General features: G+C 73.8%; 26 protein-coding genes. 12 read left to right on the forward strand and 14 right to left on the reverse strand.

What is annotated here, in order from left to right; all coding sequences use genetic code 11:
* Positions 1-13: 13 nt before the first annotated feature.
* Positions 14-1,426 (reverse strand): NsdA family TPR-like regulatory protein, encoded by a 1,413-nt coding sequence (locus tag VM95_RS19300; RefSeq protein WP_482259616.1) that lies wholly within the window; start codon positions 1,424-1,426, stop codon positions 14-16.
* Here VM95_RS19300 and VM95_RS19305 point away from each other — a divergent pair.
* The gene (locus tag VM95_RS19305; protein WP_045698485.1) at positions 1,385-1,603 is read left to right on the forward strand and encodes a hypothetical protein; all 219 of its coding nucleotides are present in this window, start codon (positions 1,385-1,387) and stop codon (positions 1,601-1,603) included. The two genes, VM95_RS19300 and VM95_RS19305, sit on opposite strands and share 42 nt — an antisense overlap.
* A gap of 87 nt (positions 1,604-1,690) precedes the next feature.
* Here VM95_RS19305 and VM95_RS19310 read toward each other — a convergent pair whose 3' ends face one another.
* The gene (locus VM95_RS19310) at positions 1,691-2,074 is read right to left on the reverse strand and encodes a MerR family transcriptional regulator (RefSeq protein WP_045698488.1); all 384 of its coding nucleotides are present in this window, start codon (positions 2,072-2,074) and stop codon (positions 1,691-1,693) included.
* 111 nt (positions 2,075-2,185) lie between these two features.
* Between VM95_RS19310 and VM95_RS19315 the strand changes: the two genes are divergently transcribed.
* Positions 2,186-2,839, forward strand: a complete 654-nt coding sequence (locus VM95_RS19315; protein ID WP_045698490.1) for a class II aldolase/adducin family protein — start codon at positions 2,186-2,188, stop codon at positions 2,837-2,839.
* On the forward strand, positions 2,836-3,288 hold the full coding sequence (locus VM95_RS19320; RefSeq protein WP_078860168.1) for a carboxymuconolactone decarboxylase family protein: 453 nt from the start codon (positions 2,836-2,838) through the stop codon (positions 3,286-3,288). The genes VM95_RS19315 and VM95_RS19320 overlap by 4 nt, the downstream gene beginning before the upstream one ends.
* A gap of 1 nt (position 3,289) precedes the next feature.
* On the opposite strand, the gene VM95_RS19325 is transcribed toward VM95_RS19320, so the two are convergent.
* A complete protein-coding gene (locus VM95_RS19325) occupies positions 3,290-4,354 on the reverse strand; it encodes a GNAT family N-acetyltransferase (RefSeq protein WP_045698492.1) in 1,065 nt (354 codons plus the stop codon).
* Between the two features lie 102 nt (positions 4,355-4,456).
* Here VM95_RS19325 and VM95_RS19330 point away from each other — a divergent pair, with 102 nt between their 5' ends.
* Positions 4,457-4,906, forward strand: a complete 450-nt coding sequence (locus tag VM95_RS19330) for a MarR family winged helix-turn-helix transcriptional regulator (protein WP_045698494.1) — start codon at positions 4,457-4,459, stop codon at positions 4,904-4,906.
* A 91-nt stretch (positions 4,907-4,997) separates the two neighbouring features.
* Here VM95_RS19330 and VM95_RS19335 read toward each other — a convergent pair whose 3' ends face one another.
* A complete protein-coding gene (locus VM95_RS19335; RefSeq protein WP_052707446.1) occupies positions 4,998-5,666 on the reverse strand; it encodes a hypothetical protein in 669 nt (222 codons plus the stop codon).
* Between the two features lie 111 nt (positions 5,667-5,777).
* Between VM95_RS19335 and VM95_RS19340 the strand changes: the two genes are divergently transcribed.
* Positions 5,778-6,404, forward strand: coding sequence for a TetR/AcrR family transcriptional regulator (locus VM95_RS19340; protein ID WP_045698496.1), 627 nt, complete (start codon positions 5,778-5,780; stop codon positions 6,402-6,404).
* On the opposite strand, the gene VM95_RS19345 is transcribed toward VM95_RS19340, so the two are convergent.
* Positions 6,397-6,693 carry a BBE domain-containing protein gene (locus VM95_RS19345; RefSeq protein ID WP_208615485.1) on the reverse strand — a complete coding sequence of 99 codons (297 nt, stop codon included), beginning with the start codon at positions 6,691-6,693 and terminating at the stop codon, positions 6,397-6,399. The two genes, VM95_RS19340 and VM95_RS19345, sit on opposite strands and share 8 nt — an antisense overlap.
* A 182-nt stretch (positions 6,694-6,875) precedes the next feature.
* Between VM95_RS19345 and VM95_RS19350 the strand changes: the two genes are divergently transcribed.
* A complete protein-coding gene (locus VM95_RS19350) occupies positions 6,876-7,322 on the forward strand; it encodes an anthrone oxygenase family protein (RefSeq protein WP_045698501.1) in 447 nt (148 codons plus the stop codon).
* A gap of 100 nt (positions 7,323-7,422) precedes the next feature.
* Here VM95_RS19350 and VM95_RS19355 read toward each other — a convergent pair whose 3' ends face one another.
* A complete protein-coding gene (locus VM95_RS19355) occupies positions 7,423-7,860 on the reverse strand; it encodes a nucleoside deaminase (protein ID WP_045698502.1) in 438 nt (145 codons plus the stop codon).
* A complete protein-coding gene (locus VM95_RS19360; RefSeq protein ID WP_045698503.1) occupies positions 7,857-8,681 on the reverse strand; it encodes an LLM class flavin-dependent oxidoreductase in 825 nt (274 codons plus the stop codon). The genes VM95_RS19355 and VM95_RS19360 overlap by 4 nt, the downstream gene beginning before the upstream one ends.
* 93 nt (positions 8,682-8,774) lie before the next feature.
* Between VM95_RS19360 and VM95_RS19365 the strand changes: the two genes are divergently transcribed.
* The 3 genes from VM95_RS19365 (at position 8,775) to VM95_RS19375 (ending at position 11,558) form a co-directional block, all read left to right on the forward strand.
* Positions 8,775-9,221 carry an Lrp/AsnC family transcriptional regulator gene (locus VM95_RS19365; protein WP_045698505.1) on the forward strand — a complete coding sequence of 149 codons (447 nt, stop codon included), beginning with the start codon at positions 8,775-8,777 and terminating at the stop codon, positions 9,219-9,221.
* A 220-nt stretch (positions 9,222-9,441) separates the two neighbouring features.
* Positions 9,442-10,950, forward strand: coding sequence for an MFS transporter (locus tag VM95_RS19370; protein ID WP_063773524.1), 1,509 nt, complete (start codon positions 9,442-9,444; stop codon positions 10,948-10,950).
* Positions 10,947-11,558, forward strand: a complete 612-nt coding sequence (locus VM95_RS19375) for a TetR/AcrR family transcriptional regulator (protein WP_052706447.1) — start codon at positions 10,947-10,949, stop codon at positions 11,556-11,558. Before VM95_RS19370 ends, VM95_RS19375 begins: the two co-directional genes overlap by 4 nt.
* A gap of 33 nt (positions 11,559-11,591) precedes the next feature.
* Here VM95_RS19375 and VM95_RS19380 read toward each other — a convergent pair whose 3' ends face one another.
* Complete coding sequence (locus VM95_RS19380) at positions 11,592-12,842, reverse strand: MFS transporter (RefSeq protein WP_045698507.1); 1,251 nt, start codon at positions 12,840-12,842, stop codon at positions 11,592-11,594.
* Positions 12,843-12,966: 124 nt separating this feature from the next.
* On the opposite strand from VM95_RS19380, the gene VM95_RS19385 reads away from it, so the two are divergent.
* Positions 12,967-13,488, forward strand: a complete 522-nt coding sequence (locus VM95_RS19385) for an ArsR/SmtB family transcription factor (RefSeq protein WP_045698509.1) — start codon at positions 12,967-12,969, stop codon at positions 13,486-13,488.
* 101 nt (positions 13,489-13,589) lie between these two features.
* Here the strand turns inward: VM95_RS19385 and VM95_RS19390 are convergent, their stop codons facing one another.
* Positions 13,590-14,234 carry a GrpB family protein gene (locus VM95_RS19390; protein ID WP_078860170.1) on the reverse strand — a complete coding sequence of 215 codons (645 nt, stop codon included), beginning with the start codon at positions 14,232-14,234 and terminating at the stop codon, positions 13,590-13,592.
* Between the two features lie 102 nt (positions 14,235-14,336).
* Positions 14,337-15,866, reverse strand: a complete 1,530-nt coding sequence (locus tag VM95_RS19395) for an MFS transporter (RefSeq protein WP_045698511.1) — start codon at positions 15,864-15,866, stop codon at positions 14,337-14,339.
* Between the two features lie 261 nt (positions 15,867-16,127).
* Between VM95_RS19395 and VM95_RS19400 the strand changes: the two genes are divergently transcribed.
* Positions 16,128-16,940: a TetR/AcrR family transcriptional regulator C-terminal domain-containing protein gene (locus VM95_RS19400; RefSeq protein ID WP_078860172.1), complete on the forward strand. Its 813-nt coding sequence runs from the start codon at positions 16,128-16,130 to the stop codon at positions 16,938-16,940.
* A gap of 93 nt (positions 16,941-17,033) precedes the next feature.
* Here the strand turns inward: VM95_RS19400 and VM95_RS19405 are convergent, their stop codons facing one another.
* Positions 17,034-17,831 (reverse strand): VOC family protein, encoded by a 798-nt coding sequence (locus VM95_RS19405; protein WP_045698513.1) that lies wholly within the window; start codon positions 17,829-17,831, stop codon positions 17,034-17,036.
* Between the two features lie 130 nt (positions 17,832-17,961).
* Positions 17,962-20,367, reverse strand: a complete 2,406-nt coding sequence (locus tag VM95_RS40455; RefSeq protein WP_052707448.1) for a terpene synthase family protein — start codon at positions 20,365-20,367, stop codon at positions 17,962-17,964.
* Between the two features lie 291 nt (positions 20,368-20,658).
* Here VM95_RS40455 and VM95_RS19415 point away from each other — a divergent pair, with 291 nt between their 5' ends.
* Complete coding sequence (locus tag VM95_RS19415) at positions 20,659-21,300, forward strand: HhH-GPD-type base excision DNA repair protein (protein WP_045698515.1); 642 nt, start codon at positions 20,659-20,661, stop codon at positions 21,298-21,300.
* Between the two features lie 78 nt (positions 21,301-21,378).
* Here VM95_RS19415 and VM95_RS19420 read toward each other — a convergent pair whose 3' ends face one another.
* Together VM95_RS19420 and VM95_RS19425 are read right to left on the reverse strand one after the other, a co-directional pair.
* The gene (locus tag VM95_RS19420; protein WP_045698517.1) at positions 21,379-21,591 is read right to left on the reverse strand and encodes a KTSC domain-containing protein; all 213 of its coding nucleotides are present in this window, start codon (positions 21,589-21,591) and stop codon (positions 21,379-21,381) included.
* Positions 21,592-21,661: 70 nt separating this feature from the next.
* Positions 21,662-23,167 (reverse strand): MFS transporter, encoded by a 1,506-nt coding sequence (locus VM95_RS19425; RefSeq protein ID WP_107073014.1) that lies wholly within the window; start codon positions 23,165-23,167, stop codon positions 21,662-21,664.
* Positions 23,168-23,221: the final 54 nt, after the last annotated feature.

Raw genomic sequence — 23,221 nt, forward strand, 5'->3', positions numbered from 1 at the left:
CAGGGCGACGTCTTCAGCCGAGATCCTGCTCGGGCCTTGAGCGGCCCGGGTCGGACAAGCTGTCCAGCAGGTCCGCAACGGTGGGGTGATGGGAGTGGGGGGCGAGTCGCCCTTGGAACCACTCGGCGAGGCAGGCCGGTAGGCGGCCGGTGAGAACGGCCGCTCGCCGTACGGTGGCGGCTGCCGCTTCGGCCTCCCCGAGGGCGAGTTGCGCCTCCACGACGCCCTGGAGCCGTTCGCCGAGGTGCGGGGAGAGCGTGTGCGGCGTGGCCGGGCCGACGCCCGGCACGGTCTCGTAGGAGGACATCGCCCGGTCGGGACGGCCGAGGCGCAGCCAGGTGTTCCCCCGCGAGACGGCGAGGTACGCCTCGTCGACGGCGGCGCAGGAGGGGTCCGCGGCGGCGTGCCACGGCGGGGCGCCCCGCAGGGCTGTGGCGGCCCGGTCGAGTGCGCGCAGGCTCCCGCGGGCCTGGCCGAGGTCGGCGAGGGCGCGCGATTCGTGGGTGGCGAAGGCGGCCGCCAATCGTGGGGTCGGCCTGGGGAGGACGCTCCGGGCGGCAGCTATCAGCGACAGCGCATCGCCGGGGTCGCCGAAGCGGAGGTGTCTGACCGCCAGCAGGGAGAGGTATGCGGCGGCATGCCGTGGTGCCCCGGCCGCGCCGGCGGCGCGGATCGCGGCCAGGGTGTACCGCTCGGCCTGGCTCTCGTTGCCCTGGGCGCCGCAGAGCCAGGCGCGCAGCGCGGCGGCGCGGGCGGCGAGCAGGAGCAGTCGGGCGCCGAGTGCGCGGTCCTGGCCGTGCGTGGCGAGCAGGCCGCCGACCAGCTCGTACTCGGCGCGGGCGGCCGTCTGGAGGGCGGCCGGGAGCACTGGTGTTCCCACTTCCAGGGCCTCCAGCGCGCCGAGCCGGGTCCCGATCCAGCCGAGCGTCTGCGGAACGGGCGGGACCGCGGCCTGGCCGGACGTCCGGTGGCCGTCCGCCAGGACGGCGAGGGCGTCCTGGATCTGCGCGGAGAGGACGGGACCGGTGACGACGAGGCCTGAGGCGGCCGGCCCGGCCGACGGCGAGATCCCGTTGAGAACGGCGACCGCGCCCTCCGCGGTCCACGGCTGGGTCAGCAGGTCCGCGTCCCCGGTGGCCAGACGCAGCCAGCACGGCCAGCCGAGGTGCCGTACCGCGCCCTCGGGCACCTGGTGGATGTGCGCCATGGCCAGCTGCGCGGTCGGCTCCGGGACGATCCGGCCGGACTCCCAGCGCGACACCTTCTCCCGCCGCGCCGCCATCTGCCCGAAGCCGAGCTCGGCGTGCGTTCGCGCGACCAGCTGCGCCCGTCCGGTCCCCCGCCGCGGGCGGCATCGGTGACCGGACAGAGGGGAGGTGACCCGGTGGACGACCCGGGACAGGGGCGGCGGGGCGGTTCTGTTCAGCTCATCGCCGTGGCGCTCGCGTCCGTCGTGTCCGCCGCGGCCTCCCGCGGCCTCTCCGACCGGCCGGGGCTCGTGGTGAGCACGGCCATCGGAGCGACCGTGGGCGCGGCCGCGCGCTGGTCGCTGTACCGCGTGCGGCTGCGCGACGACCTCGACAGGCACGGGCAGAACCAGTGAACTCTGCCGGAATGAACCGAGGGGAATGGGAAAACGTGCGGGGACAAACCCTCGCGAATTCGAATCTCGCATTCTCCGCCTTCGGCGTCAGGCGGGCTGGTTCCAGGTTGCCATCTGGTCGCGGAAGGTGGGGCAGCTGACGATGTCGGTCTTGCCGCACTGGAGGGCGTGGGTCAGGAGTTGGTGGGCGTGGTCGAGGTCGATCATGCGCTGTTCGATCTCGGCGATCTTGGCGCGGATCATCGCCTGGCGGCGCGGCTGGTCCTGCTGGAACTCCCGGACCTCGGCCAGGGTCAGTCCGGCCTGCTGGAACTTGCGCAGCAGCACGATCCGCTCCGCGGCCTGGGGCGGGTAGCGGCGCTGGCCGCTCTGGCGTTCGGGAGCGGGGAGGAGGCCGTGGCGCTCCCAGAACCGGATGGCCGACGCGGGGACGCCGGTGGTCTCGGCGAGCTGGCCGATCGTCATGCGCATGGTCCGCCCCTCCTGTCGCTTGACTTGAACCTTAGTTCAAGTCGCAGAGTTGCCGACACGTGCGGCGGCGGCGAAACGGCCGCCGCCGAGAGGGACTTGGGAGACGTAGAGATGACAGAAGCACCTGAGGCCCGGCAGCTCGTCGAGGCTGCCCGGCAGCTCTTCGTGGCGGGGGTGATGTCGCACTCCGGGCACGCCAACCTGAGCGTCCGGCTGGATGCCGACCGCTTCCTGCTCACCCCGGGGTTCGTCCGCGACCTGGAGCCCGATCAGTTGGCGACCGTCAGTGTCGACGGGCAGGTCCTGGCGGGAGAACTGCGCTCCGTCAGCGCCGAGATCATCACCATGCACGGCGTGGTCTACCGCGCCCGCCCGCACGTGGGCGCGATCATCCACACCCACTCGCCGGCCGCGACGGCCTTCGCGGTGGCCCACCGGCCGCTGCCGTGCCGCACCGAGCCGATGCTCCGCTTCGGACAGCCCGAGGAGGTGCCGGTGGTGCCGTGGGGGCCGCGCGGTTCGGACGTGTCGGTCCGGGGCATCGCCGACGTCCTGGAGCGGCGCCCGACGACGGCCGCGGTCCTGCTGGCCAACCACGGGCTGCTGGTGTTCGGCCCGGACGCGGCGGCGGCCGGTCACCTCGTGGTGGCGATCGAGGAGAGCGCCGAGGCCGAGATCGCCGCCGCGGCGATCGGTGGGGCCGTGGACTTCCCCGCGGGCGCGCTGGACGCCGTCCGGGCCTCGATCGCTCGGGTGTCGGCATGACCGACCGCGGCTTCGCCGAGCGTTCCGAGGCCCTGCGGGACCGCTACCGGACGACGGTCGGGAGCGTCCCGGCCGCCGTGGAGGACCGCCTGCGGGTGGCGCAGGCCTACGGCCGGCTCCCCACGGAGGAGGCGTTCACGGCCCTGCGCCACATCGTGCTGGCCGACAACCCGCTCGGCGGGCGGGTGCAACAGCTGGTCCACTTCGGGCAGTTGCTGGCTCTCGGCCGGACGGAACCGGCCCGGATCCACGCCCGGGGAGCGCTCCACGCGGGCGCCGGCATCGCCGATCTCATCGGAGTCGCCGAGACCGCGCTCATCACCTCGGGCACGCCGGCCTACGCGCTCGGCATCGAGATCGTCGTCGAACTCCTGCGGGACGGCGACGACGACGGCGACGACTGCGACGGCGGTGACGACGGCAACGGCAACGGCGGGAAAGCCGGCTGAGTCAGGACAGGGGCTTGGTGAGGCACGCGGTTCCGTCCGTACCGAGGTGCGGGGCCGCCCGGTAGCCCTCGCTCTCGTAGAGGGCGATGTTCCGGGTGCTGCGGGCGCCGGTGGACAGGACGGCCCGGGAGCAGGCCGGGTCGGCGGCGGCTTCGGCGGCGCGGAGCAGCCAGCGGCCGAGGCCCCGGCCGCGCTGGTCGGGGGCGACGCAGAGGCGGCCCAGGTGCCAGTCGGGGCCGGTGCGGCGGGCTCGGGCCATGCCCAGGAGGCGGCCGTCGCGCCAGAGGCCGGTGGTGTGCCAGGTCGCGAGCCAGTCGCGGATCTGCTGCGGCGACTCGTGCAGGGCGGGGACGGCCAGGGTGTCGTTCGCGAGGGCCTCGTCCACCCAGCAGCAGCGCTGCAGGACGGTGACCTCGGCCGCGTCGTCGGGGGTGAGCGGCCGTACGTACGAGCCGGCCAGCGGACCGGGCAGGGTTCCGGGGCGTTCGCGTTCGCGCAGGGGGCGCAGGGCGTGGGCCACCTGGACCAGTTCGTCCAGCATCCCGTGGGCGGTTCCGGCGAGGGCCGGGGCGGGGCGGACCTGCCCGGCCTCCACCGCGTCGCCGAGGCGGATCGCGACCGTGGCGGCCAGCGGGACCAGGCGCAGCGTGGTCACGACCTGCTTGGCGTGCTGGACGGCCCGGGTGCCGGCCGAGGTGTTGCCGTAGCTGACGAAGCCGATCGGCTTCCAGGCCCACTCCCGGTGGAGGTAGTCCAGCGCGTTCTTCAGCGTCGCCGGCATCCCGTGGTTGTACTCGGGGGTCACCACGAGGAACCCGTCCGCGGCGTCCGCGATCGCGCTCCACCGCCGGGTGTGCTCGTTCCGGTACGCGCCCGCCGCCGGGTGTTCCTCCTCGTCGAGGAACGGCAGGTCGAGGTCCCCGAGGGCGAGGGGGACGAGCTCGACGCCGAGTTCGGCGGTCCGGGGCGCGAGCGTTCCGACCAGCCACTCGCCCACGGCGGGCCCGAGGGCGCCGGGGCGGTTGCTGCAGACGAGGACGAGGACGCGCAGGGTTTTCGTTGACATGGAAATGAAATTAGCCGGTAGATTGATTCCATGTCAACGAAACCGTCGCCGGACCGGACCCCACCGGTCGGGCCCCCTCCGGACCGGACCCCACCGGACCGGATGACCCCCCGCTGGCTGAGCCCCGACGAGGAGCGCGCGTGGCGCGCCTTCCGCCGCCTGGTGGTCGCCGTCCAGGCCGGCACGGCGCGGGACCTGGCCGCGATCGGACTCTCCGAGCCCGACTACGAGGTGCTGAGCACGCTGTCGGAGCGCCCCGGGCACACCAGCACCCTCCACGAACAGGCCGCGAAGATGGACTGGTCGCGCAGCCGCCTGTCCCGGCACGCCACCCGGATGGAGGAGCGCGGACTGCTGCGGCGCGAGCCGGACCCGGCGGACGGCCGGGGCTGCCTCCTCGTCCTCACCGAGCACGGCTTCGACACGCTCGCCGCCGCGGCCCCCGCGCACGTCGCCTCCGTGCGCCACCACTTCGTCGACCGGCTCACCGCCGAGGACCTCGCCGCCCTCGAAGGGATCGCCCGCAAGGTGGCGGAGCCCGGCGGCCGGTGACCCGCCCCCGCCGGAGCACGCGCGAGGGCCCGACCGGCGTACCGGTCGGGCCCTCGTGTCGCACTCCGCCCGGTCGGGCGGGCCAAGCAGGTCAGACGGCCCGGGCGGCACCCGAGCGGGGGAGGCGGGCGCGGATCGCCCAGGCCGCCGCCGCGAGGGCGAAGCCGTAGACGGACACCAGGCCGTGGCCGTTCTCCTGGGCGAGCCACATCGCGAGGCCGAGCGCCGGGACGCCGGCGGCCAGGGCGAGTTCCTTGGGGAGTCGGGTGCGGGTCAGGAAGGCGAGGGCGAGGGTGGCGCCGAGGAAGTAGGTGGCTCCGGAGCTGCCCGCGAAGTTGCGGGGGTCGGTGCTGGGGCCGTCACCGAGGCCGAGCAGGCTGTCGATGCGCCCGGGCAGCAGGATGCCGGCGAGGAAGAAGCCGAGGGTGAGCGGGCCGCCCCAGTACCACTGGGCGAGGGCGGCGACGGCGGCGAGGGTGAGGAGGTTCCACAGGCCACCGAAGAGGCCGCCGTTCTGCATGAACACCGAGGTGAACTCGCGCCACCAGCCGGACTTGGCCGGGTCCGCGTCGAGCGCGTCCATGGCGCCGGACCAGACGAGCTGGAGCAGCACGCCGCCGACCGCGAGCCCGGTCAGGGCGACGGCCGCCCACGGGAGCGGCCGCCCGCGCAGGGTGTCGCGGCCGACCACGCCGAGACCGCAGTTGACCATCATGACCATCAGCGCGGCCGTGGTCACGTTGAAGACGATCGCCCCCATGACTGGCTCCTCCCCCGGGCTACGGCGTTTTCCAACACCGTTCGAAAACCTGATGGCGCAAAGCTAGCACAGTTTTCGAACGGTGTTGGAAAACGCGGTACGGTGAGATCCATGAAGCTCACCAAGGACCGCATCGTCGACGCGGGCATGGCCGTCTTCGCCGAGTCCGGCTACCAGAACCTGTCCATGCGCCAGGTCGCCGACCGCCTCGACGCCCACGCGGGCAGCCTCTACTACCACGTGCGCGGCAAGGACGAACTGCTCGCCCTGATGGCCGACCGGGTCTGCCTCCGGGCGTACGACGCCGGCACCGCGGCCCTGGCCTCCCTGCCGCCGGCCGCCACCTGGCAGGACCGCGTCCACGCCCAGGCCGCCGCCCTGCGCCTGAGCATCAAGGAGCACCCCGGCGGCGCCCAGCTCCTCGCCGAGAGCCCCGGCACGCTCAGCACCGGCGCCCTGTCCCTGATGGAGCGCCTGCTGCGCACCCTGCTCGACGCCGGGCTGCCCGCCGACCGCTGCGGCATCGCCGCCGACACCCTGCTCAGCCACGTCACCGGCTTCGTCCTCCAGGAGGAGAACCAGCCCGCCGCGCCGCCGCCCGTCACCGCCGAGCTGTACGCCGAGCTGTGCGAGCGGTTCCCGCTGCTCATGGGCGGGTCGGTCCCCCGCCTCGACCAGGACGAGAAGTTCACGCGCAGCGTCGACCTGCTCTGCGCCGGCTTCGCGGCGCTCACCTGACCGGTCGGGGGCTCGGCGGGACGTTCTGGTTGACGCGGAAGAAGTTGTCCGGGTCGTAGCGGCCCTTGAGGGCGGTCAGCCGCTCGTACGTGGCCGGGCCGTAGGCCTCCAGGACGCGCTCGCGGCCCTCCCGGCCGAGGAAGTCGACGTACACGCCGCCCGCCGAGAAGGGGTGCAGCCCGGCCCAGAAGCGTCTGGCCAAGGCGATGTGCGGTTCCGAACGGCCTTGCTCCCAGCCGCTGTTGATGTTGATCAGGTACCGCGCCGCGCGGTGGGTGTAGGCCGCCACGGCCCGGCGCGGCCGAGTGCGGCCGAGTGCGGCCGGGTGCGGCGCCACCGGGCACGGCCCGGCGCTCGGGTAGGGCCGACACGGATCCTAGCGGCGCTAGACATCCGAGCATCGACACATCTAGCATTGCGTCAGAAGCTAGCGGCGCTAGGGGTCGCCGCGGCGGATCCTCGGGAGGGGACATGCAGAACGCACTGGCCGTCGTCACGGTCGTGGTCGTCGGCCTGCTGGTGGGCGTGGAGTTCGCGGTGGCGGTCTTCGTCAACCCGATCGTCGACGGGCTGCCGCACAACGGCGGTCTCGCGGCACGCAGCGCGGGGGCCCGGCTGCTCGGCCGGGTGATGCCGTTCTGGTACATCGGCTCGATGGCACTCGGCGCGGCCTGGTCCGCGACGGCCTGGGGCGACGGCGGTGCCGGCCTGGTCGCCACCGCCGCCGGACTGCTCGCCCTCAGCGTGCTGATGTCCGTCGCCCTGCTGGTCCCGATCAACTCCCGGGCCGCGCGGTGGACTCCGGAGAACGCCCCGGCGAACTGGCGCGAGCAGCTCGGCCGTTGGGACCGCCTCCACTACGGGCGGGTCGCCGTCATCGTCACGGCCTTCGTCCTGCTGGTCGTCGCCCTCGCCTGACGGGGACGGCAGCAGATCCGGCAGCAGATCCGGCAGCGGGCCCGGCCGGAAGCCCGGCAGCAGGCTCGACAGCGGGCCCGGACGCCATCCCGGCCGGCGGTCAACTCCGGTGGTAGTACTCCTCGATGGGCGTGCGCGCCTCGGCGAACAGGGCCGGGCCGTCCTGGTCGAGGACCGGCCAGGCGCCCGATTCCGGGTTGAGCTCGACGAGCTGCTCGGTGGAGAGGGCGTAGACGACCCGGCCGATGCCGGACCGGACGAGGGCGCCGCCGCACATGCCGCAGGGCTGGCAGCTGGTGTAGAGCGTGCTGCGGGCGGCCACGTCCGGGGCGAGTTCGCGGGCCGCCCAGCGGGCGAGCTTCAGTTCGGGGTGGGCGGTGATGTCGTCGTCGCGCCGCACGGTGTTGTGGGCCTCGGCGAGGACCGCGCCGTCCGGGCCGGCCAGCAACGAGCCGTACGGGGCGTCGCCCAGGGTGACGGCGCGGGCCGCGATGCCGATGGCGGCGCGCAGGAGGGTCTCGTCGGCGGGGGTGATCATGCTGCGGCTCTCCACTCGGTGGTCACGGCGGTGAGTGCCCGCCAGGCCGCCTCGGGCCGGCGGGTCTCCTCGGGGTCCCCGTTGTACGGGTCGAACACCACGGTCTCGGCGCCGAGCCGGCAGAGCCAGTGGAGGTCGTCGACGATCTGCTCGACGGTGCCCACGCCGGCCGGGCGGTCGGGGTCGTCGACCGGGGCCGCGGTCGGCCGCAGGGCGATGCGGGGCGCGAACCCGGGCATCGGCTGCTCGGCCAGGATCGCGCGCATCCGGTCCACCGGGAGCTTCAGCGGGTGCCAGGCGTCGCCGTACTCGACGGTGCGCCGGATGGCCGCCGCGCTGTGGCCGCCGACCCAGACGGGCACCGCCCGGGTCCCGGACCCGGACTCCCACTCGGCGTGCCGGGCGTCCCGCAGCCGGCCCAGGTACTCGTCGGTGAGCCGGCCGCGCGCGCCGAACGGCACGCCGAGCGCGGCGAACTCCTGACGGGCCCAGCCGACACCGACCCCGAGGACGAACCCGCCGCCGTTGAGCCGGTCGAGGGTGTCGGCCATGCGCGCCACCAGCAGCGGGTCCCGGTAGGGCAGGACGAGCACGGTCGTGCCCAGCCGCAGGCCGGTGGTGATCCCGGCCAGCCAGGACAGCGTGGTGAACGGCTCGTAGAACGGCTCCGGGTACCGCTCGGCCACGTCGGGGGTCACCACCACGTGGTCGGAGACCATGAGGAGGTCGAAGCCGAGCCCCTCCACGGTCCGCGCCCATTCGCGCAGCACGCCGGGGTCCGTCCCGGGCCCGAAGTTCGGTACGTTGACGCCTAGTTGCATGGTCCGAGACTATCCCCGCGATCATGGCGGACGGAACGGAGAACTCCCGGCGATCAGCGTCTTCTGCCGCGATTCTCCCGGTAGCATCGCGGCATGGCCGTGGATCTCGACGACATCGACTGGGCGATCATCGAACAGCTGCAGCAGGAGGCCCGGATCTCCCTCAGCGAACTGGGCCGGCGGGTGCGACTCAGCGCCTCGGCCACCACCGAGCGGGTGCGGAACCTGGAGTCGCTGGGCGTCATCACCGGCTACCACGCCGTGGTGGACCTGACCAGGGTCGGCTACCCCGTGCTCGCCGTCGTCCGGCTGAAGTACCCGGGCAACCGCCACCAGCCGCTGCACCGGCTGCTCGCCGAGCGCCGGGAGATCCTGGAGTGCCTGCGCACCACCGGCGACGACTGCTACACGCTGAAGGTGGCCGCGACCTCCATGGCGCACCTGGAGGTGCTCATGGGCGAGCTGGCCGACTTCGGCAGCACCACGACGAGCGTCGTCTACAGCCAGACCCTGCCCGCCCGCGGGCCCGCCCGGCCCTGACGGCCCCGGCGAACACAGGCCCCGACAAACACAGGCCCCCGGCGAACGAAGGCCCGGACCGCACAACGGTCCGGGCCTTCTCGCGTCCACCCGCAGGACCCCACCCCCGCCCGGGCTTCCGTACGGCCGCCCGAGCATGTCATCATCTGATGACATCATTCGATGACATCGACCGATGACAACCCGGCCGATGTCCACGGCAACAAGGGGGAACGCGCCCATGGACACCCGGACCGGCCGGCCGACGCGACGCGAACGGGCCCTGGTGCCCGTGCTGGTGTTCCTCACCGCCGTGGTGGCGGTGATCAGCAGCCTCGGCGCGCCGATGATCCCGACCATCGCCGCCGTCGACCACGTGTCGTTGTCGGAGGCGCAGTGGTCCCTGACCGTCACGATGCTGGTCGGCGCCGTCGCCACCCCGGTCCTCGGGCGGCTGGGCGACGGCCCGTCCCGCCGGACGGCCACCCTCACCGCCGCCGCCGTCGTGGTGCTCGGCAGCGTGCTGGCGGCGCTGCCGCTCGGCTTCGGCTGGCTGATCACCGGACGCGCCCTGCAGGGCGTCGGGGTCGGCCTGACCTCGCTGACCATCGCCACCGCGCGGGACAGCCTGCCCGCCGAGCGGTCCCGTTCGGCCGTCGCACTGCTCTCGATCACCACCGTCGCCGGGGTCGGCCTCGGCTATCCGATCACCGGCCTGATCGCCCAGTCCTTCGGCTTCCACGCGGGCTTCTGGTTCGGCGCCGCGATCAGCGCCGTGGCCCTGGTGCTGGCCGCCCTGGTGCTGCCCTCGACCGAGGGCCGCGAGCGCCGCCCGCTGGACGCGCCGGGCGCGGTGCTGCTCGGCCTGGCACTGGTCGGGCTGCTGATGGTGCTCAGCGAGGGCGAGAGCTGGGGCTGGGCGAGCACTCGGCTGTGGACGGTGGCGGCGCTCTCGCTGCTGCTGCTCGCCGGCTGGATCCGCCACGAACTGCGCACCGCCCACCCGCTGGTGGACCTGCGCAGCCTGGCCAACCCCGTCGTGCTGACGGCGGACGTGGCCGGGCTGGTCGCCGGCGTCGGGATGTACCTGCTGATGTCGCTGGTGATCCGCTACGTCCAGACCCCGGTCAGCACGGGCTACGGCCTGGGCGCCTCGGTCGTGGTCGCCGGCCTCGCGCTGCTGCCGTTCTCGGTGTTCAGCCTGCTGACCAGCAAGGTGGTGCCGGTCCTCGCCCGACGCACCTCCCCCGCCGCGGTGCTGCCGGTGGGCTGCGCGGTCTCGCTGGGCTCGGTGCTCTTCTTCCTGTTCGCGCGCGGCAGCCTGTGGGAGCTGCTGGTGGTCATGGCGATCGCCGGGCTCGGAGTCGGCTGCACCTTCGCCGTGATGCCGGGGCTGATCGTCGGCGCGGTGCCCGCCGGCGAGGTCGGCAGCGCGGTCGGCTTCAACCAACTGCTGCGCACCGTCGGCTACTCCACCGGCAGCGCGCTGTGCGGCGCCGTCCTCCAGGCGCACACCGCGCCGGGGCGGGCGCTGCCCACCGACAGCGGCTACCGGGACGCCGCGCTGATCGGCTGCGCGGTGTGGGTGGTGATCGGGCTGGCTACGATCGTCCTGCCGCGGCTCACCGCCGCGGCCGCCGCCCGGCGGGGCGTGCGCGTGGACGAGGAGCTGATGGTGGAAGAGAGCATCGCCGACGGCGTGGCCGGCGAGAGCGACGTGCCCGTGCTGCGGGCCGGGGCCGAGCGGTGACCGAGCCGGCCGCCGCCGAGCGGGCAGCCACGGGGGCGGCCCCCGCCGAGCCGGCCCCCCGGCGCCGGGACGCCGCCCGCAGCCGCGAACTGCTGATCCGGGCGGCGATGGAACTCTTCGCGGAGCGCGGCTTCGACCGCACCACCATCCGCGAGATCGGCGAACGGGCCGGTGTGGACCCGGCGTTGATCGCCCGGTACTTCGGCGGCAAGACCCAGCTCTACCTGGCCACCGTCCGGGAGGAGCAGGGCACCGCGACCCCGGCCGACCTACTGGAGGAGGAGCGCCTGCGCACCCTGGTCGAACGGCTGTCCCGGCGCGGCCCCGGCCCGTCCTTCCAGGCCGCGGTCATGCCCGGGGACAGCACGGAGGTGCAGCAGGCCGCCCGCGCCTACCTGCACGAACGGCTGGTCGAGCCGCTGCGCGAGCGCTTCGTCACCGAGCAGGTGGACCGGCCGCAGCTGCGGGCGGAGCTGGCGGCGGCGGCCTTCGCGGGGATCGTCCTGGCCCGCTCCAGCGGGGCGTTCGGCGAGCTCGCGAAGACCGGGCCCGAGGAACTGGTACCGCTGTTGCACGACCTGCTCGCGGCCAGCCGGCCGACCCACTGACCGGCCGACCCGCCGACCCGCCGACCCGCCGAACTACCGTACGAGGTAGGCCGGTTCATCCTCCCCGGCCGGTTCGCCCTCCCCGGCCGGAGCCGCGACCGGGCGGCGGGCGAGGCCGAGGGCGGCCGCCCAGGCCAGGCCCGCGGCGCCGGCGAGAAGCAGCTGGACCCGGTAGTCGAGCGCGGCCACCAGGCCGGTGCCGAGCAGCAGGGCGAGCCCGGTGGGGGCGAACATCAGGGTGTTGGCCGTGCCCGCGACCCGGCCCAGCAGTTCGCTCGGGGTCTCCCGCTGCACGGCGGTCATCGCCGCGATGAGCGCGCACGGCAGGCCGAGGCCGATCGCCAGGCTGCCGCCGAGCACGACCGGCAGCCACGGGGTCGCCCGGGCCAGCACGCCCAGCGCGAAGATCGCCAACCCCGCGGCGGCGAAGGCCCGTTCGGAGGTCCGGCGCATCAGCGCACCGGCCGCCAGGCCGCTGACCACCGAGCCGAGGCCCTGGACCGGGGTCAGCACGCCGGCGAACGCGGGCGGGCGGTGCAGGCCGGTGTCGAGCATCGCGAAGGTGGCCGTGCTGCTCAGGCTGGAGAGCACCATCGCCGCCCCGCCGGCGAGCACCAGGGGCCGCAGCACCGGGTGCCGCCACAGGTGGCGCGCGCCCTCGGCCGTCTCGGCCCGCCAGTCCCGCCGGGCGCGGACGGCCGGGCGGTCCTCCCGGACCCGGACGAACCGGAAGACGACGGCGGCCAGGACGAAGGTGACGGCGTCCAGCACGGCCACCGCCGGCCCCCCGTACGCGGTGAACAGCCCGGCGCCGGCGAGCGGGGCGAGCAGCTTCATGCCCTCCATCGCGGTGAACACCAGGCCGTTGAAGTCACCGCGCAGTTCCTCGGGGACGGCGGCGGCCACCAGCGCGGTCTGTGCCGCGTCGGTGAGCACCATGCCCGCCCCCACCAGGGTCAGTACGGCGAACAGCAGCCAGACGTCCGCCGCCTTGTGCACGGCGACGGGCACGGTCATCACGGCGGCCAGCGCCAGGTTGGTGCCGATCAGGAGCGGACGGCGGCGCACCCGGTCGGCCAGCGTGCCGATCACCGGGCCCGCGAAGGTGGGCAGCCAGAGGCAGAAGCCGACCAGTGCGGCGAGGCCGTCGGAGCCGGTGAGGGTCTTGACCCAGATCCCGGCGGCGAGCGCCATCGCCGAGTCGCCGAAGCCGGAGGCGACCACCCCCGTCAGGTAGAGACCCGCGTTGCGGTCCCGCAGGACCTTGACCGTGCCCCAGCTCATTCCCGTCCCCCTCGATGCGTGCGCCACCCCGGCCCGTCGGTGGGACGGGCCGGCGCCACCCTACCCCCAAGCATATGATTGGCGGTAGGGATCCGCCCCCGCCGGATGCGGTTTACTGGCCTGCGTGACCGACACCGACCCCGTCCTGCGCGCCCTCGCCCACCCCCTGCGGCTGCGCATGCTCAGCCTCGTCTGGCCCGGGCCGATGTCGGCCGCCGAACTCGCCCGCGAGCTCGGCGTCTCGCACGCGCTCGCCAGCCAGCACCTGCGGCGGCTGGACGCGGTCGGCCTGGTCGAACTCGCCGAGGAACGCACCCGCCGCGGCGGCAAGGAGCGCCGCTACCGCGCCGTCCGCGGCACCCCGCTGTCCGACCAGCAGCAGGGCGCGCCGCTGCTCGCCGAGACCATGGCGCACACCCTCCGGGAACGCGCCGGACGGCGGCTGGAGGGCGCCGAGGGCGTGACCGTCGACGCCGAACTGTGGGTCGACGACCGCACCTGGCAGGACGTCCGCCGGCGGCTCGCCGACATCGCCGTCGAACTCCACGAGGCCGCCCGCCCCCCGCACACGCCGGGCACCGCGCCGCTCGGGCTCAGCCTGATGGCCTTCCCGCTGCGGGACACCACGGCGCCGGCCGAGGACTGACCGGCCCCGTTCCGCTGAGGACGGTCAACTCGCTTGACACGTCAGCCCGTTCACGGCGAAGCGCCCCGGCACGCCCGACCGGGCCCCGCGCGCGGCTCCCGTCAGCCGCCGAACTCCCGTGCCTCCGCCATGAGTTCGGCGACGGTCGCGGCCTTGCGGTCGGAGTAGGCGAGCAGCCGCCCGGCGGCCCGGACGGCCTCCCACTTGGCGCGCGCGTACCGGGCGGCGGCCTGCGGACGGGCCCGCAGGTAGTCCCGGAACATCAGGTTGTCCGCCCACAGCGGCCCGCCCAGCGCGACGACGTGGACGTTCGCCGGCCGCTCGCCGCGCCACCGCAGGTACTGCCGGCCGGGGACGCCGGACTCGCCCAGGTGCTCGAAGCCGAGCCCGCGGACGGCCGCAACCACCGCGTCGGTGTCGCCCGGGGCGCAGCCGATCTGGACGTCGAGCACCGGCTTGGCGTCCAGCTCGGGGACGGAGGTGGAGCCGATGTGCTCGACCTCGGCCGGCACCGGCAGCGCCGCCGCGAGCCGGTCCACGAGGGCACGGCCGGCGTCCGCCCAGGCCGGGTCGTACGGGGCCAGGTGGACGGGTTCGTCGAGGTCGGGCGCGGCGGGCATGACAGGGAGGGTAGCGGGCGCGCCGGACCCGGCGTCCGGCCAGGTGTCCGGCACGGTGTCCAGCCGGGACGGGCGCTCGGCGTGGTCGGCGGCGGGCATCGCGGGCATCGCGGGCATCGCGGGCATCGCGGCATGCCGGAAGGCCACGCGGACGGCCGGACGCGCCGATGGCCCCGGCCGCCCGAGGCGGGTCCGGGGCCGTCTGCGGCACCAGGGTTCAGCAGAACGTCACCCGACCGGCTCGGCCACCGGCTGCTCCGTCTGCTGCTCCGACTGCTGCTCCGCGTGCTCGGCCTGGCCCTTCGCCCCGCCCCGCATCAGCACCAGGGTGAGCGCCGCGGCCGCCAGGACGGCGATCCCGCCCACCGTGAAGGTGGTGGAGGTCGCGGTGCTGAAGGCCTGCCGGGCGGCGCCGGCCAGCGCGCCGTCCCCGTGCTCGGCGGCGAGGGCGAGCGCGTCGGTGACGGCGTGCCGGGCCGGGGCCGGCGCGCCGGCGGGCATCTCGCCGGTGTAGGTGCTGGAGAGCACGGTGCCGAGGATGGCGACGCCGAGCGCGGCGCCGGACTGCTGGATGGTGTCGTTGAGCGCGGAGCCGACGCCGGCGTGCTCGCCGGGGATGGCGCCCATCAGGGCGTTGGCGGCGGCCGGCATGCCGAGGCCGGAGCCGACGCCGAGCACCAGCATGGCGAGGGCGACCTTGGTGAAGCCGTCGCCGACCGACAGGGTGGCGAGCAGGCCGAAGCCGCCGGCGATGATCAGCATGCCGACCGCGGTCAGCACCCGCGGCGAGACCTTCTTGCCGAGCGCGGCGCCGAGGCCGTTGCACACGAGCGAGGCGACGGCCAGCGGGATGAAGGCCAGGCCGGTGTCGGTGGGCGTGAAGTCCAGCACGAACTGCAGGTACTGGGTGAGCACCAGCATCAGGCCGCCGGTGGCGAAGGTGAGCAGGACGAGCGAGAAGCTGGCGCCGGTGAAGACCCGGTTGCGGAAGAGCTTGATCGGGACCATCGGCGAGTCGGTGCGGACCTGGCGGATGCCGAAGGCGGTCAGCGAGGCGACGGCGACGACGAGCGCGGCGAGCGTCCCGGCGCTGGTGAAGCCGTCGCGGGGCAGCACGATGATGGACCAGACGAGGGCGGTCATCCCGACCATCGAGAGCACCATGCCGGGCACGTCGGGCTTGCGCCACGGGCCCTTGGACTCGGGCATCAGGACGACGGCGGCGATGATCGCGACGACCGCGATCGGCACGTTGAGCAGGAACACGGCGCCCCACCAGAAGTGGGCGATCAGCGCACCGCCCAGCACCGGCCCGCCGACCAGGCCGATCATGGCCACCGCGCTCCAGGCGGCGATCGCCTTGGGACGCTCCTCCTCGTCGAAGACGGTGATCAGGATGGACAGGGTGCTCGGCATGACCAGGGCGCCGCCGACGCCCATCAGCACCCGCCCGGCGATGAGCTGGCCCGGGCTGGAGGCGACGGCCGCGACGAGCGAGGCGGCGCCGAACAGCACCAGTCCGATGATCATCACCTTTCGGCGCCCGAAGCGGTCGGAGAGGCTGCCGGAGGTCAGCAGCAGGCCGGCGAAGACCAGGATGTAGGAGTCGATGATCCACTGGATGTCCTGCGCCCCGGCCTTGAGGTCCGCCGCGATCGGCGGGATGGACACCGTGAGCACCATGTTGTCGATCACCAGCACCAGGCTGCTGAGGCAGAGCACGATCAGGATGAGCCAGCGCTGCGGTTGCCGTACCACCGCGCACCCCCTTCGAAGTCGCCGCACCGGCCGTGCCGTGCGGTATCCGTCGTCAGCACCCCGTCCGCAGTCCCATCGGAACGGTGTGCGCTACGCCGAACACTGTACGGACAGCGAACGGTGTGCGCAATGGCGAACACTGCACGGAAGCCGAACAGTGTGCGCGCGGCCGTACGGCGTTCGGCGATCCGGCCTATGCTGGACGGCGACGGGCCCGGCGCAGCAGCCGGGCCGGCGGAACGAGGCCAGAAGGAGGGCCGGATGACGGCCAAGTCGGAGGACGAAGCGGACACCCGGCGGAGCGCCGCGCCCAGGAAGGGCAAGGACGCCGGCCCGGGCATCACCAACCCGTGGGCCCGCCCGCAGCGCCCCCGGCGCGAACAGCCGGTGCTCAGCCGCGAGCAGATCGTCCAGGAGGCGCTGGCCCTGCTGGACGCCGAGGGCGTCGAGGCCCTGAGCATGCGCAAGCTCGGCACCCGCCTCAACGCCGGCGCCACCTCGCTGTACACCCACGTCGCCAACAAGGACGAGCTGCTGGCGCTGGTCGTCGACCAGGTCTTCGGCGAGCTGCCGATGCCGCGGGCCGAGGGCGCCGAGCAGCCGGAGGTCTGGCGCGCGGCCGTCGAGGGCTGCGCCGAGGACATGCGCGCGTGCATGCTGCGTCACCCGTGGATGGTCTCCGTGATGGGCGACGTCGGGATGGTGTACTTCGGCCCCAGCTGGATGCGGGTCTCCGAGGCGATGCTCGCCCTGATGGAGACGGCCGGCTTCGAACCCCGCGAGGCCAACGACGCGATGGGCGCCGTCATCGGCTACACCATCGGCTCGGCCAGCGTGGAGGCCGCCTGGCTCAGCGCGCTCAAGCGCAGCGGCCGCGACGAGCAGGAGTTCATGGACGAGATGCTGCCCGCCGTCATCGAGGCGACCAAGGACTACCCGCGCCTGCACCGGCTGTACCACACGGCCGTGCAGCAGGACGTCGCGGACGGCCGGGACAGCGGCTTCCTCACCGGCGTCCGGCTGGTCCTGGACGGGGTCGAGGCCGCGCTGAAGGCCCGGCAGCAGCAGGGCTGACCGACCACGGGCGGGGGCGGTCCGCCGAACGGCCGCCCCCGCCGGACCGGCGCGCTCGGACGCCTGCGGACCGGCGCGCTCCGACGCCTGCGGTCAGGCGTCCTCGGTGCCCGGCCGCTCCCCCACCGTGCGGCCGAGGTCGATGATCCCGAACGCCGCGCCCTGCGGGTCGCCGACCGCCGCGAACCGGCCGAACGGGCTGTCCATCGGCCCGAAGTACACCTTCCCGCCGCGCGCCGTCAGCCGGTCGATCGCCGCGTCGGTGTCGTTCACCCCGAAGTAGACGCTGATGTACGAGGGCGCCTCGGGCGGCAGGAAGTCGCCCACCGCCGCCATCCGGCCCAGCACCGGCCGGTCGCCGACCTTGAACATCCGGTAGTCGAAGTCACCGCCGACCATCTTCAGCTCGCCGTACGGGAAGACCGCCGGGAAGAAGGCGTCCGCCTTCGCCGGCTCGCGGGTGATCACCTCCGCCCAGCAGAACGAGCCCGGCCCGTCCTGCTTCTCGAAGCCCGCGTGCACCCCGCCCTGCCAGACGCCGAACACCACGCCGCCCGGGTCCCTGGCGATCACCATGGTGCCGAAGTCGCCGACCGCCATCGGGCCCATCACCACCTCGCCGCCGGCCGCCCGGATCCGCTCGGCGGTGGCGGCCGCGTCCGGCGAGGCCAGGTACAGGCACCAGGCGGACTGCACCTCCTGGCCGGGCATCGGCGGCACGATCGCGGCGACGGCCTTGCCGTCCGAGTACGCCTGCGTGTAGTTCCCGTACTCCGACGAGCTCTCGCCGAAGGTCCAGCCCAGGACGTCGCCGTAGAAGGACTTCGCGCCCTCCAGGTCGGTGAACATCGCGTCGGCCCAACAGGGTGTGCCCTCAGGTAGCGCAGCCATGGTCCTGCCCTCGTGTGCGGCGATGCGCGCACGCCGGCGGGCGTGCGCGGCCCCCGACTCGCCAGCCTAGCCACGGCGCGGCGGACCCGCGCGGGATCGGGCCCGCGCGGGTGCTTTCCGACTCCCGCCGCTACCTCACCGGCGCCGCCCCGGCCGGCTGCGGGCGCAGCGAGGACGTGCCCAGGCCGGTCGGGCCGAGCGGCACCGCCCCCACGGCCGCCGCCGGCGCCGGCGCCGCCTGGGCGCCGCGCGCCGCGAGCACCCGCTCCTCGCCGAAGTGCCGCCGCAGGTCCTCCTCGCGGTACCGCCGGCAGCCCTCGTGCCAGTTCAGGATGCCGGCGAGCCAGTCCTCCAGCTCCCGCACGTACCGGTCGAGGACCGCCCCGGCCGCCGCGTCCAGCCCGAAGTCCTCGGACATCACCGGGAGTTCGCTGCGCACGACGTGCTGGAACTGGTCCAGGCGCGAGCGCATCAGGTCGCCGACGATCCGCACGGCCGCCGGGTGGTCGCAGTCGAAGAAGTTCTGCACGACCAGGACGGCGTTGTGCAGCTCGCCCTCGTACTCGATCTCCTTCCGGTACGAGAACAGGTCGTTCACCAGGGCCGCGTAGTCCATCGCGGAGTTCTCCAGCGAGCGCATCGCGCCGTGCCGGTACACCTCCGGCGGCACGTCCTCGCCGTGGCCGATCCGGCTCAGGGCGGCGGTGAGGTCGGAGCCGAAGGTGGCGCGGCGCATCTCCAGGTAGTCCACCGGGTCCGGGACGCGGTTCTGGATGTGGTTGGCCAACTCCCAGACCCAGCTGGCGATCATCGACTCGACCGACGCGCGCAGCCGGCCCCGGGCCTCGGCGCCCATCGGGCCGGCGGTACGCTCCCAGAGGTCGGCGAGGCCGCGTTCCAGCGCGTTGACGGGCTCGGGTGCGGCGGTCTCGTCCAGCGGCATGAACAGCGCGAGCCGCTGGTTGGCCAGCTTGGCCCCCGGCAGGTCGCGGGTGCGCCCGAAGACCGCCGGGTAGTAGTCGTCGGCCCAGGTACCCCAGGCCAACCAGGCGGAGGAGACGTCGAGTTGCTCGGCGGTGGCCTCCGGGTGGATGCCGGCCGCGCAGAGCGGGAGGTCGTAGTCGGCCAGCGACTCGGCGTCCCAGAGGCCCGGTCCGGGCAGGCCCGGCTGCTCGCCCAGCAGGCCCATCCGCCCGGCCCACTCCGCCAGGCGTTCCCGCGCGCCGTCCAGGTGCGGACTCATCCGCAGCTCGAACGGCAGTGCGAGCTCGGGCAGTTGGAACGGACCGGTCGGCCGGTACGGCAGGTGGCTGTGCGCGCGGGCCCGCCGCACCGCCGGGGCCGGTCCGCCCGAGCGCCCGTGCGAACCGTCCGCCACCGGGGCCCCCGTCGCCCCGCCGCGCAGGACGTCCAGCGCCGAGGTGCCGATCCCGCCGATCGCGTACGCGTCCCACCAGTTGCCGCCGCCGGCGCCCGTACCCGGCAGTCCGGGCAGCCCGCCACCGGCGCCCGGCGCGACCTCGGACTCCGGACCCGCCGCCGTGCCACCGCCGTTCATGTAGCGGCTGGACCGCATGTGCCACTCGTGGCCGCCCGCCTGCCAGTCCTGCAGGCCCTTGACGTACGCCAGCACCCGCGCCCGGCCCGCCGCGTCCAGCCCGGACTCGGCGAACAGCACCGGCAGTTCGGTGAACACGGTGTTCTCGAACTGCTGGAGCCGCGAGGTGAGCAGGTCGTTGACCGCCTCGGCGGCCTGCTGCGTGGAGCACTCCAGGAAGGTCTCCAACACCAGGATGCCGTTGCTGAGTTCGCCCTCGTCCTCGACCTCGCGCTGGTACGAGAAGATGTCGTTGCGCAGGTGCACGCCGTCCGCGAAGGCGTCCATCAGCACCCGCAGCGGCCGCGAACCCGAAACCTCCTGCGGCACCTCGGCGTTCGCCGCGTACTCGACCAGCTGCGCCGACCACGGCGCGCCGCCGACCTTGCGGCGCATCTCGATGTACTCCACCGGGTTGGCGATCCGGCCGGCGTCGATGTTGGCGAGCTCCCACAGCGACTCGTCGAGCAGGTTGCGGGTGCTCTCGGCGAACCGCTTCCGCCAGTCCGCCCCCATCGCCGGCACCGTGCGCCGCCACAGGTCCGCCAGCCCGGCCTCGACCGGGTTCTCCGGCTCGGGCAGCTCCGCGTCCGGGTCGGCCGGCATGAACAGCGGCAGCCGGTCCAGGTGCGCCTTTCCGGCCGCCCGGTCGTTGGTGCGCTTGTACATGTCGAGGAAGTGGTCGTCGAAGAAGAACACCCAGACGTACCAGTCGGTGACCAGCGACAGCGCCTCGGCCGAGCAGTCGGGGTGCGTGTAGGCGCACAGCAGCCCGTAGTCGTGGGCGTCCAGATCGGCCTGCTCCCAGATCCCGGAGCCCTCCAGCATCCCCATCTCCCGTGCCCACACGGTGGAGTGGGCCCGGGCCTCGTCCAGGTGCGGGTTGAGCCGCGCCGGATGCGGCACGTAGAAGGACGGCAGTTCGAACGGCTGGGTCACGGCGGGCAGGCCTTTCTGGACGCGTCGTTTGCAGCAAGGATGACCTGCCCCCACCACCCCGCACGACCCAACGGAAACAGTCATATGAGATGACTCGCCGGCCCGGGCAAAATGTATTCCGCACCCGGACCGAAGTCCCCGAAAAACCAATCCGCCGACGAACCATGCAGTTCCAGCAAGGGAACAGAACACCAAGAGTTCCCCAGATACGGGCGTGTTGACAGCAGCCGATCTCACCGCGTCCACCAGACTGGGCGCCGACCCGACGTCAACTCCGAGGAGGGTACGCGCATGAACGTCACCGTCCGGCTCGCCCAACAGCCCGAGGCCGACGAACTGCTCGGACGCAGCGCGCTCGCCGTGCTCGTCGGCATGTTGTTGGACCAACAGGTGCCCATGGAATGGGCGTTCACCGGCCCGCTGACCATCGCCCAGCGTCTCGACCGGGACGACCTGGACGCGCACGAGATCGCCACCTACAACCCGGAGGAGTTCGTCGCGCTCCTCTCCGCCAAGCCCGCCGTCCACCGCTACCCGGCCGCGATGGCCAAACGGGTGCAGCAGCTCTGCCAGTTCCTCGTCGCGCAGTACGACGGCGAGGCCGACGCCCTCTGGAAGGGCGTCCGCACCGGCAAGGAACTGCTCAGCCGGCTCAACGCCCTTCCCGGCTTCGGCAAGCAGAAGTCGCAGATCTTCCTGGCCCTGCTCGGCAAGCAGTACGGCGTACGGCCGGAGGGCTGGCGCGAGGCCGCCGGCGCGTACGGCGAGGAGGGCGCGCACCGCTCGGTCGCCGACATCACCGGGCCCGAATCCCTCACCCTGGTACGGGAGTTCAAGCAGGAGGCGAAGCGCGCCGCGAAGGAGGCGAAGGCCGCCGCGAAGCCGCGCACCACCTCCCGGGTCACGACCGCCGGCGTCACCGCGCTCCGCTGACCCCGGGGATGGCCTCGCGAACGGCGGCGCGGACGGCCGTGCGGACCACCGCGCGACCCGCTTCCGCGCACGGCACCGTCACCGCACCCGCCGGTAGGCGTACCGCCCGCGCACCCGCCGGACGAAGTACCGCCCGTGGCTCTCCGCCGCCAGCAACTCCCGGTGCACGCGGGCCGGCACGTCCGCGTAGGCGTACACCCGGCCGCCGGCGAACTCCAGCTCCAGCCGCCGCGCCAGCGGGTCGTAGCCGACCGAGCGCAGCACCGAGGAGTCCACCGCCGTACGGTCCATGGCATCCCAGTGTGCGCCGAGGGCCCCGGCCGCGCATCGCGACCGGGGCCCTCGGCGGGCGGGACCTCCGTCAGACCAGGGCGGGCTCGCGCCGGTCCGCAGCGCCCTCGACCCCGCCCTCGACCCCGCCCCCGGCGACGACCCCGGCCGCGCCCGCCCGCCGCTTCGGCAGCGCGAACATCAGCAGGAACACCACCGCCAGCACCCCCGCGACCCACCACATCGCGTGCACGAAGGCCCCGCCGAAGGCCGTCCCGACCGCCTCCGGCGCGACCCGGTCGTCCATCGCCCCGAAGAAGGCGACCGACACCAGCCCGAGCCCGAGCGCGTTCCCCACCTGCTGCACGGTGTTGATCAGCCCGGACGCCGATCCGGCTTGGTCGCGCGGCACCTGCGCCAGCACGGCGTCGGTGATCGGCGCGACCACCAGCCCCATCCCGAGGCCCATCACGATCAGCGGCAGCGCCATCTGCCAGGGCGCGATGCCCGTCCCGTACCGGTCCGCCGCCGCGAGGTAGAGCAGCACGCCGACCAGCATCAGCAGCGCGCCGGCCTGCAGGACCCGCCGACCGAACCGCGGCACCAGCTTCTGCACGGACAGGCCGGCGGCGGTGGAGACGGCAAGCGAGAACGGGATGCCGGTGGCGCCGGCCTTGAGCGGGCTCCAGCCCAGGCCGAGCTGCATGTACAGCGTCCAGACCAGGAAGAAGATCCCGAGCGCGACGTTGAAGGCGGTCTGCACGGCGATGCCGGCCACGAAGGACCGCACCCGGAACAGCGACAGCTCCACCAGCGGCGAGCCGTCCCGCCGGGTCTTGACCTTCTCGTACGCCACGAAGAGCGCGAACACCGGCAGGCTGCCGGCCATCGACAGGTACCCCCACAGCGGCCAGCCGGCCTCCCGCCCGTGCGTCAGCGGGTAGATCAGCATCAGCAGCGCGAGGCTCGCCAGCAGTACGCCCACCAGGTCCAGCTTGAGGGCCCGGTCGGCCTTGGACTCGTCGATGAAGCGGCGGCCGAGCAGCAGGCCGGCGATGCCGACCGGCAGGTTGATCAGGAAGATCGGCCGCCAGGCGAGGCCGAACAGGTCGCCCTCGGTGAGCAGCGCGCCGATCATCGGGCCGGAGACCGCGCCCAGCCCGACCACCGCCCCGAACATGCCGAACACCTTGCCGCGCTCCTCCGCCGGGAAGCTCGCGTGGATGATCGACAGCACCTGCGGCACCATCAGCGCCGCCGTCCCGCCCTGGAACACCCGCATCGCGACCAGCATCTCCGGCCCGGAGGCCAGCCCGCACAGCGCCGAGGCCAGGGTGAAGCCGCCGATCCCGATCAGGAACAGCCGCCGGCGCCCGTGCACGTCGCCCAGCCGGCCGCCGGTGATCAGCCCGATCGCGAAGGCCAGCGCGTACCCGCCGGTGACCCACTGGACGGCGCCGAAGGAGGCGCCGGTGTCCGCCTGGATGCTCGGGATCGCGATGTTGACGATGGTCACGTCCACCAGGTCCATGAAGGAGGCGACCATCACGATCGCCAACGCGATCCACCTCCGCCGGTCTCCGCCCGCCGTACTCATCCGGTACTCCTCGCCCGCCTCGCTCGTCTGCTGCACGTCCACGACGGTAGGCGG

Source organism: Streptomyces rubellomurinus (assembly GCF_000961885.1).
GTDB lineage: Bacteria > Actinomycetota > Actinomycetes > Streptomycetales > Streptomycetaceae > Kitasatospora > Kitasatospora rubellomurina.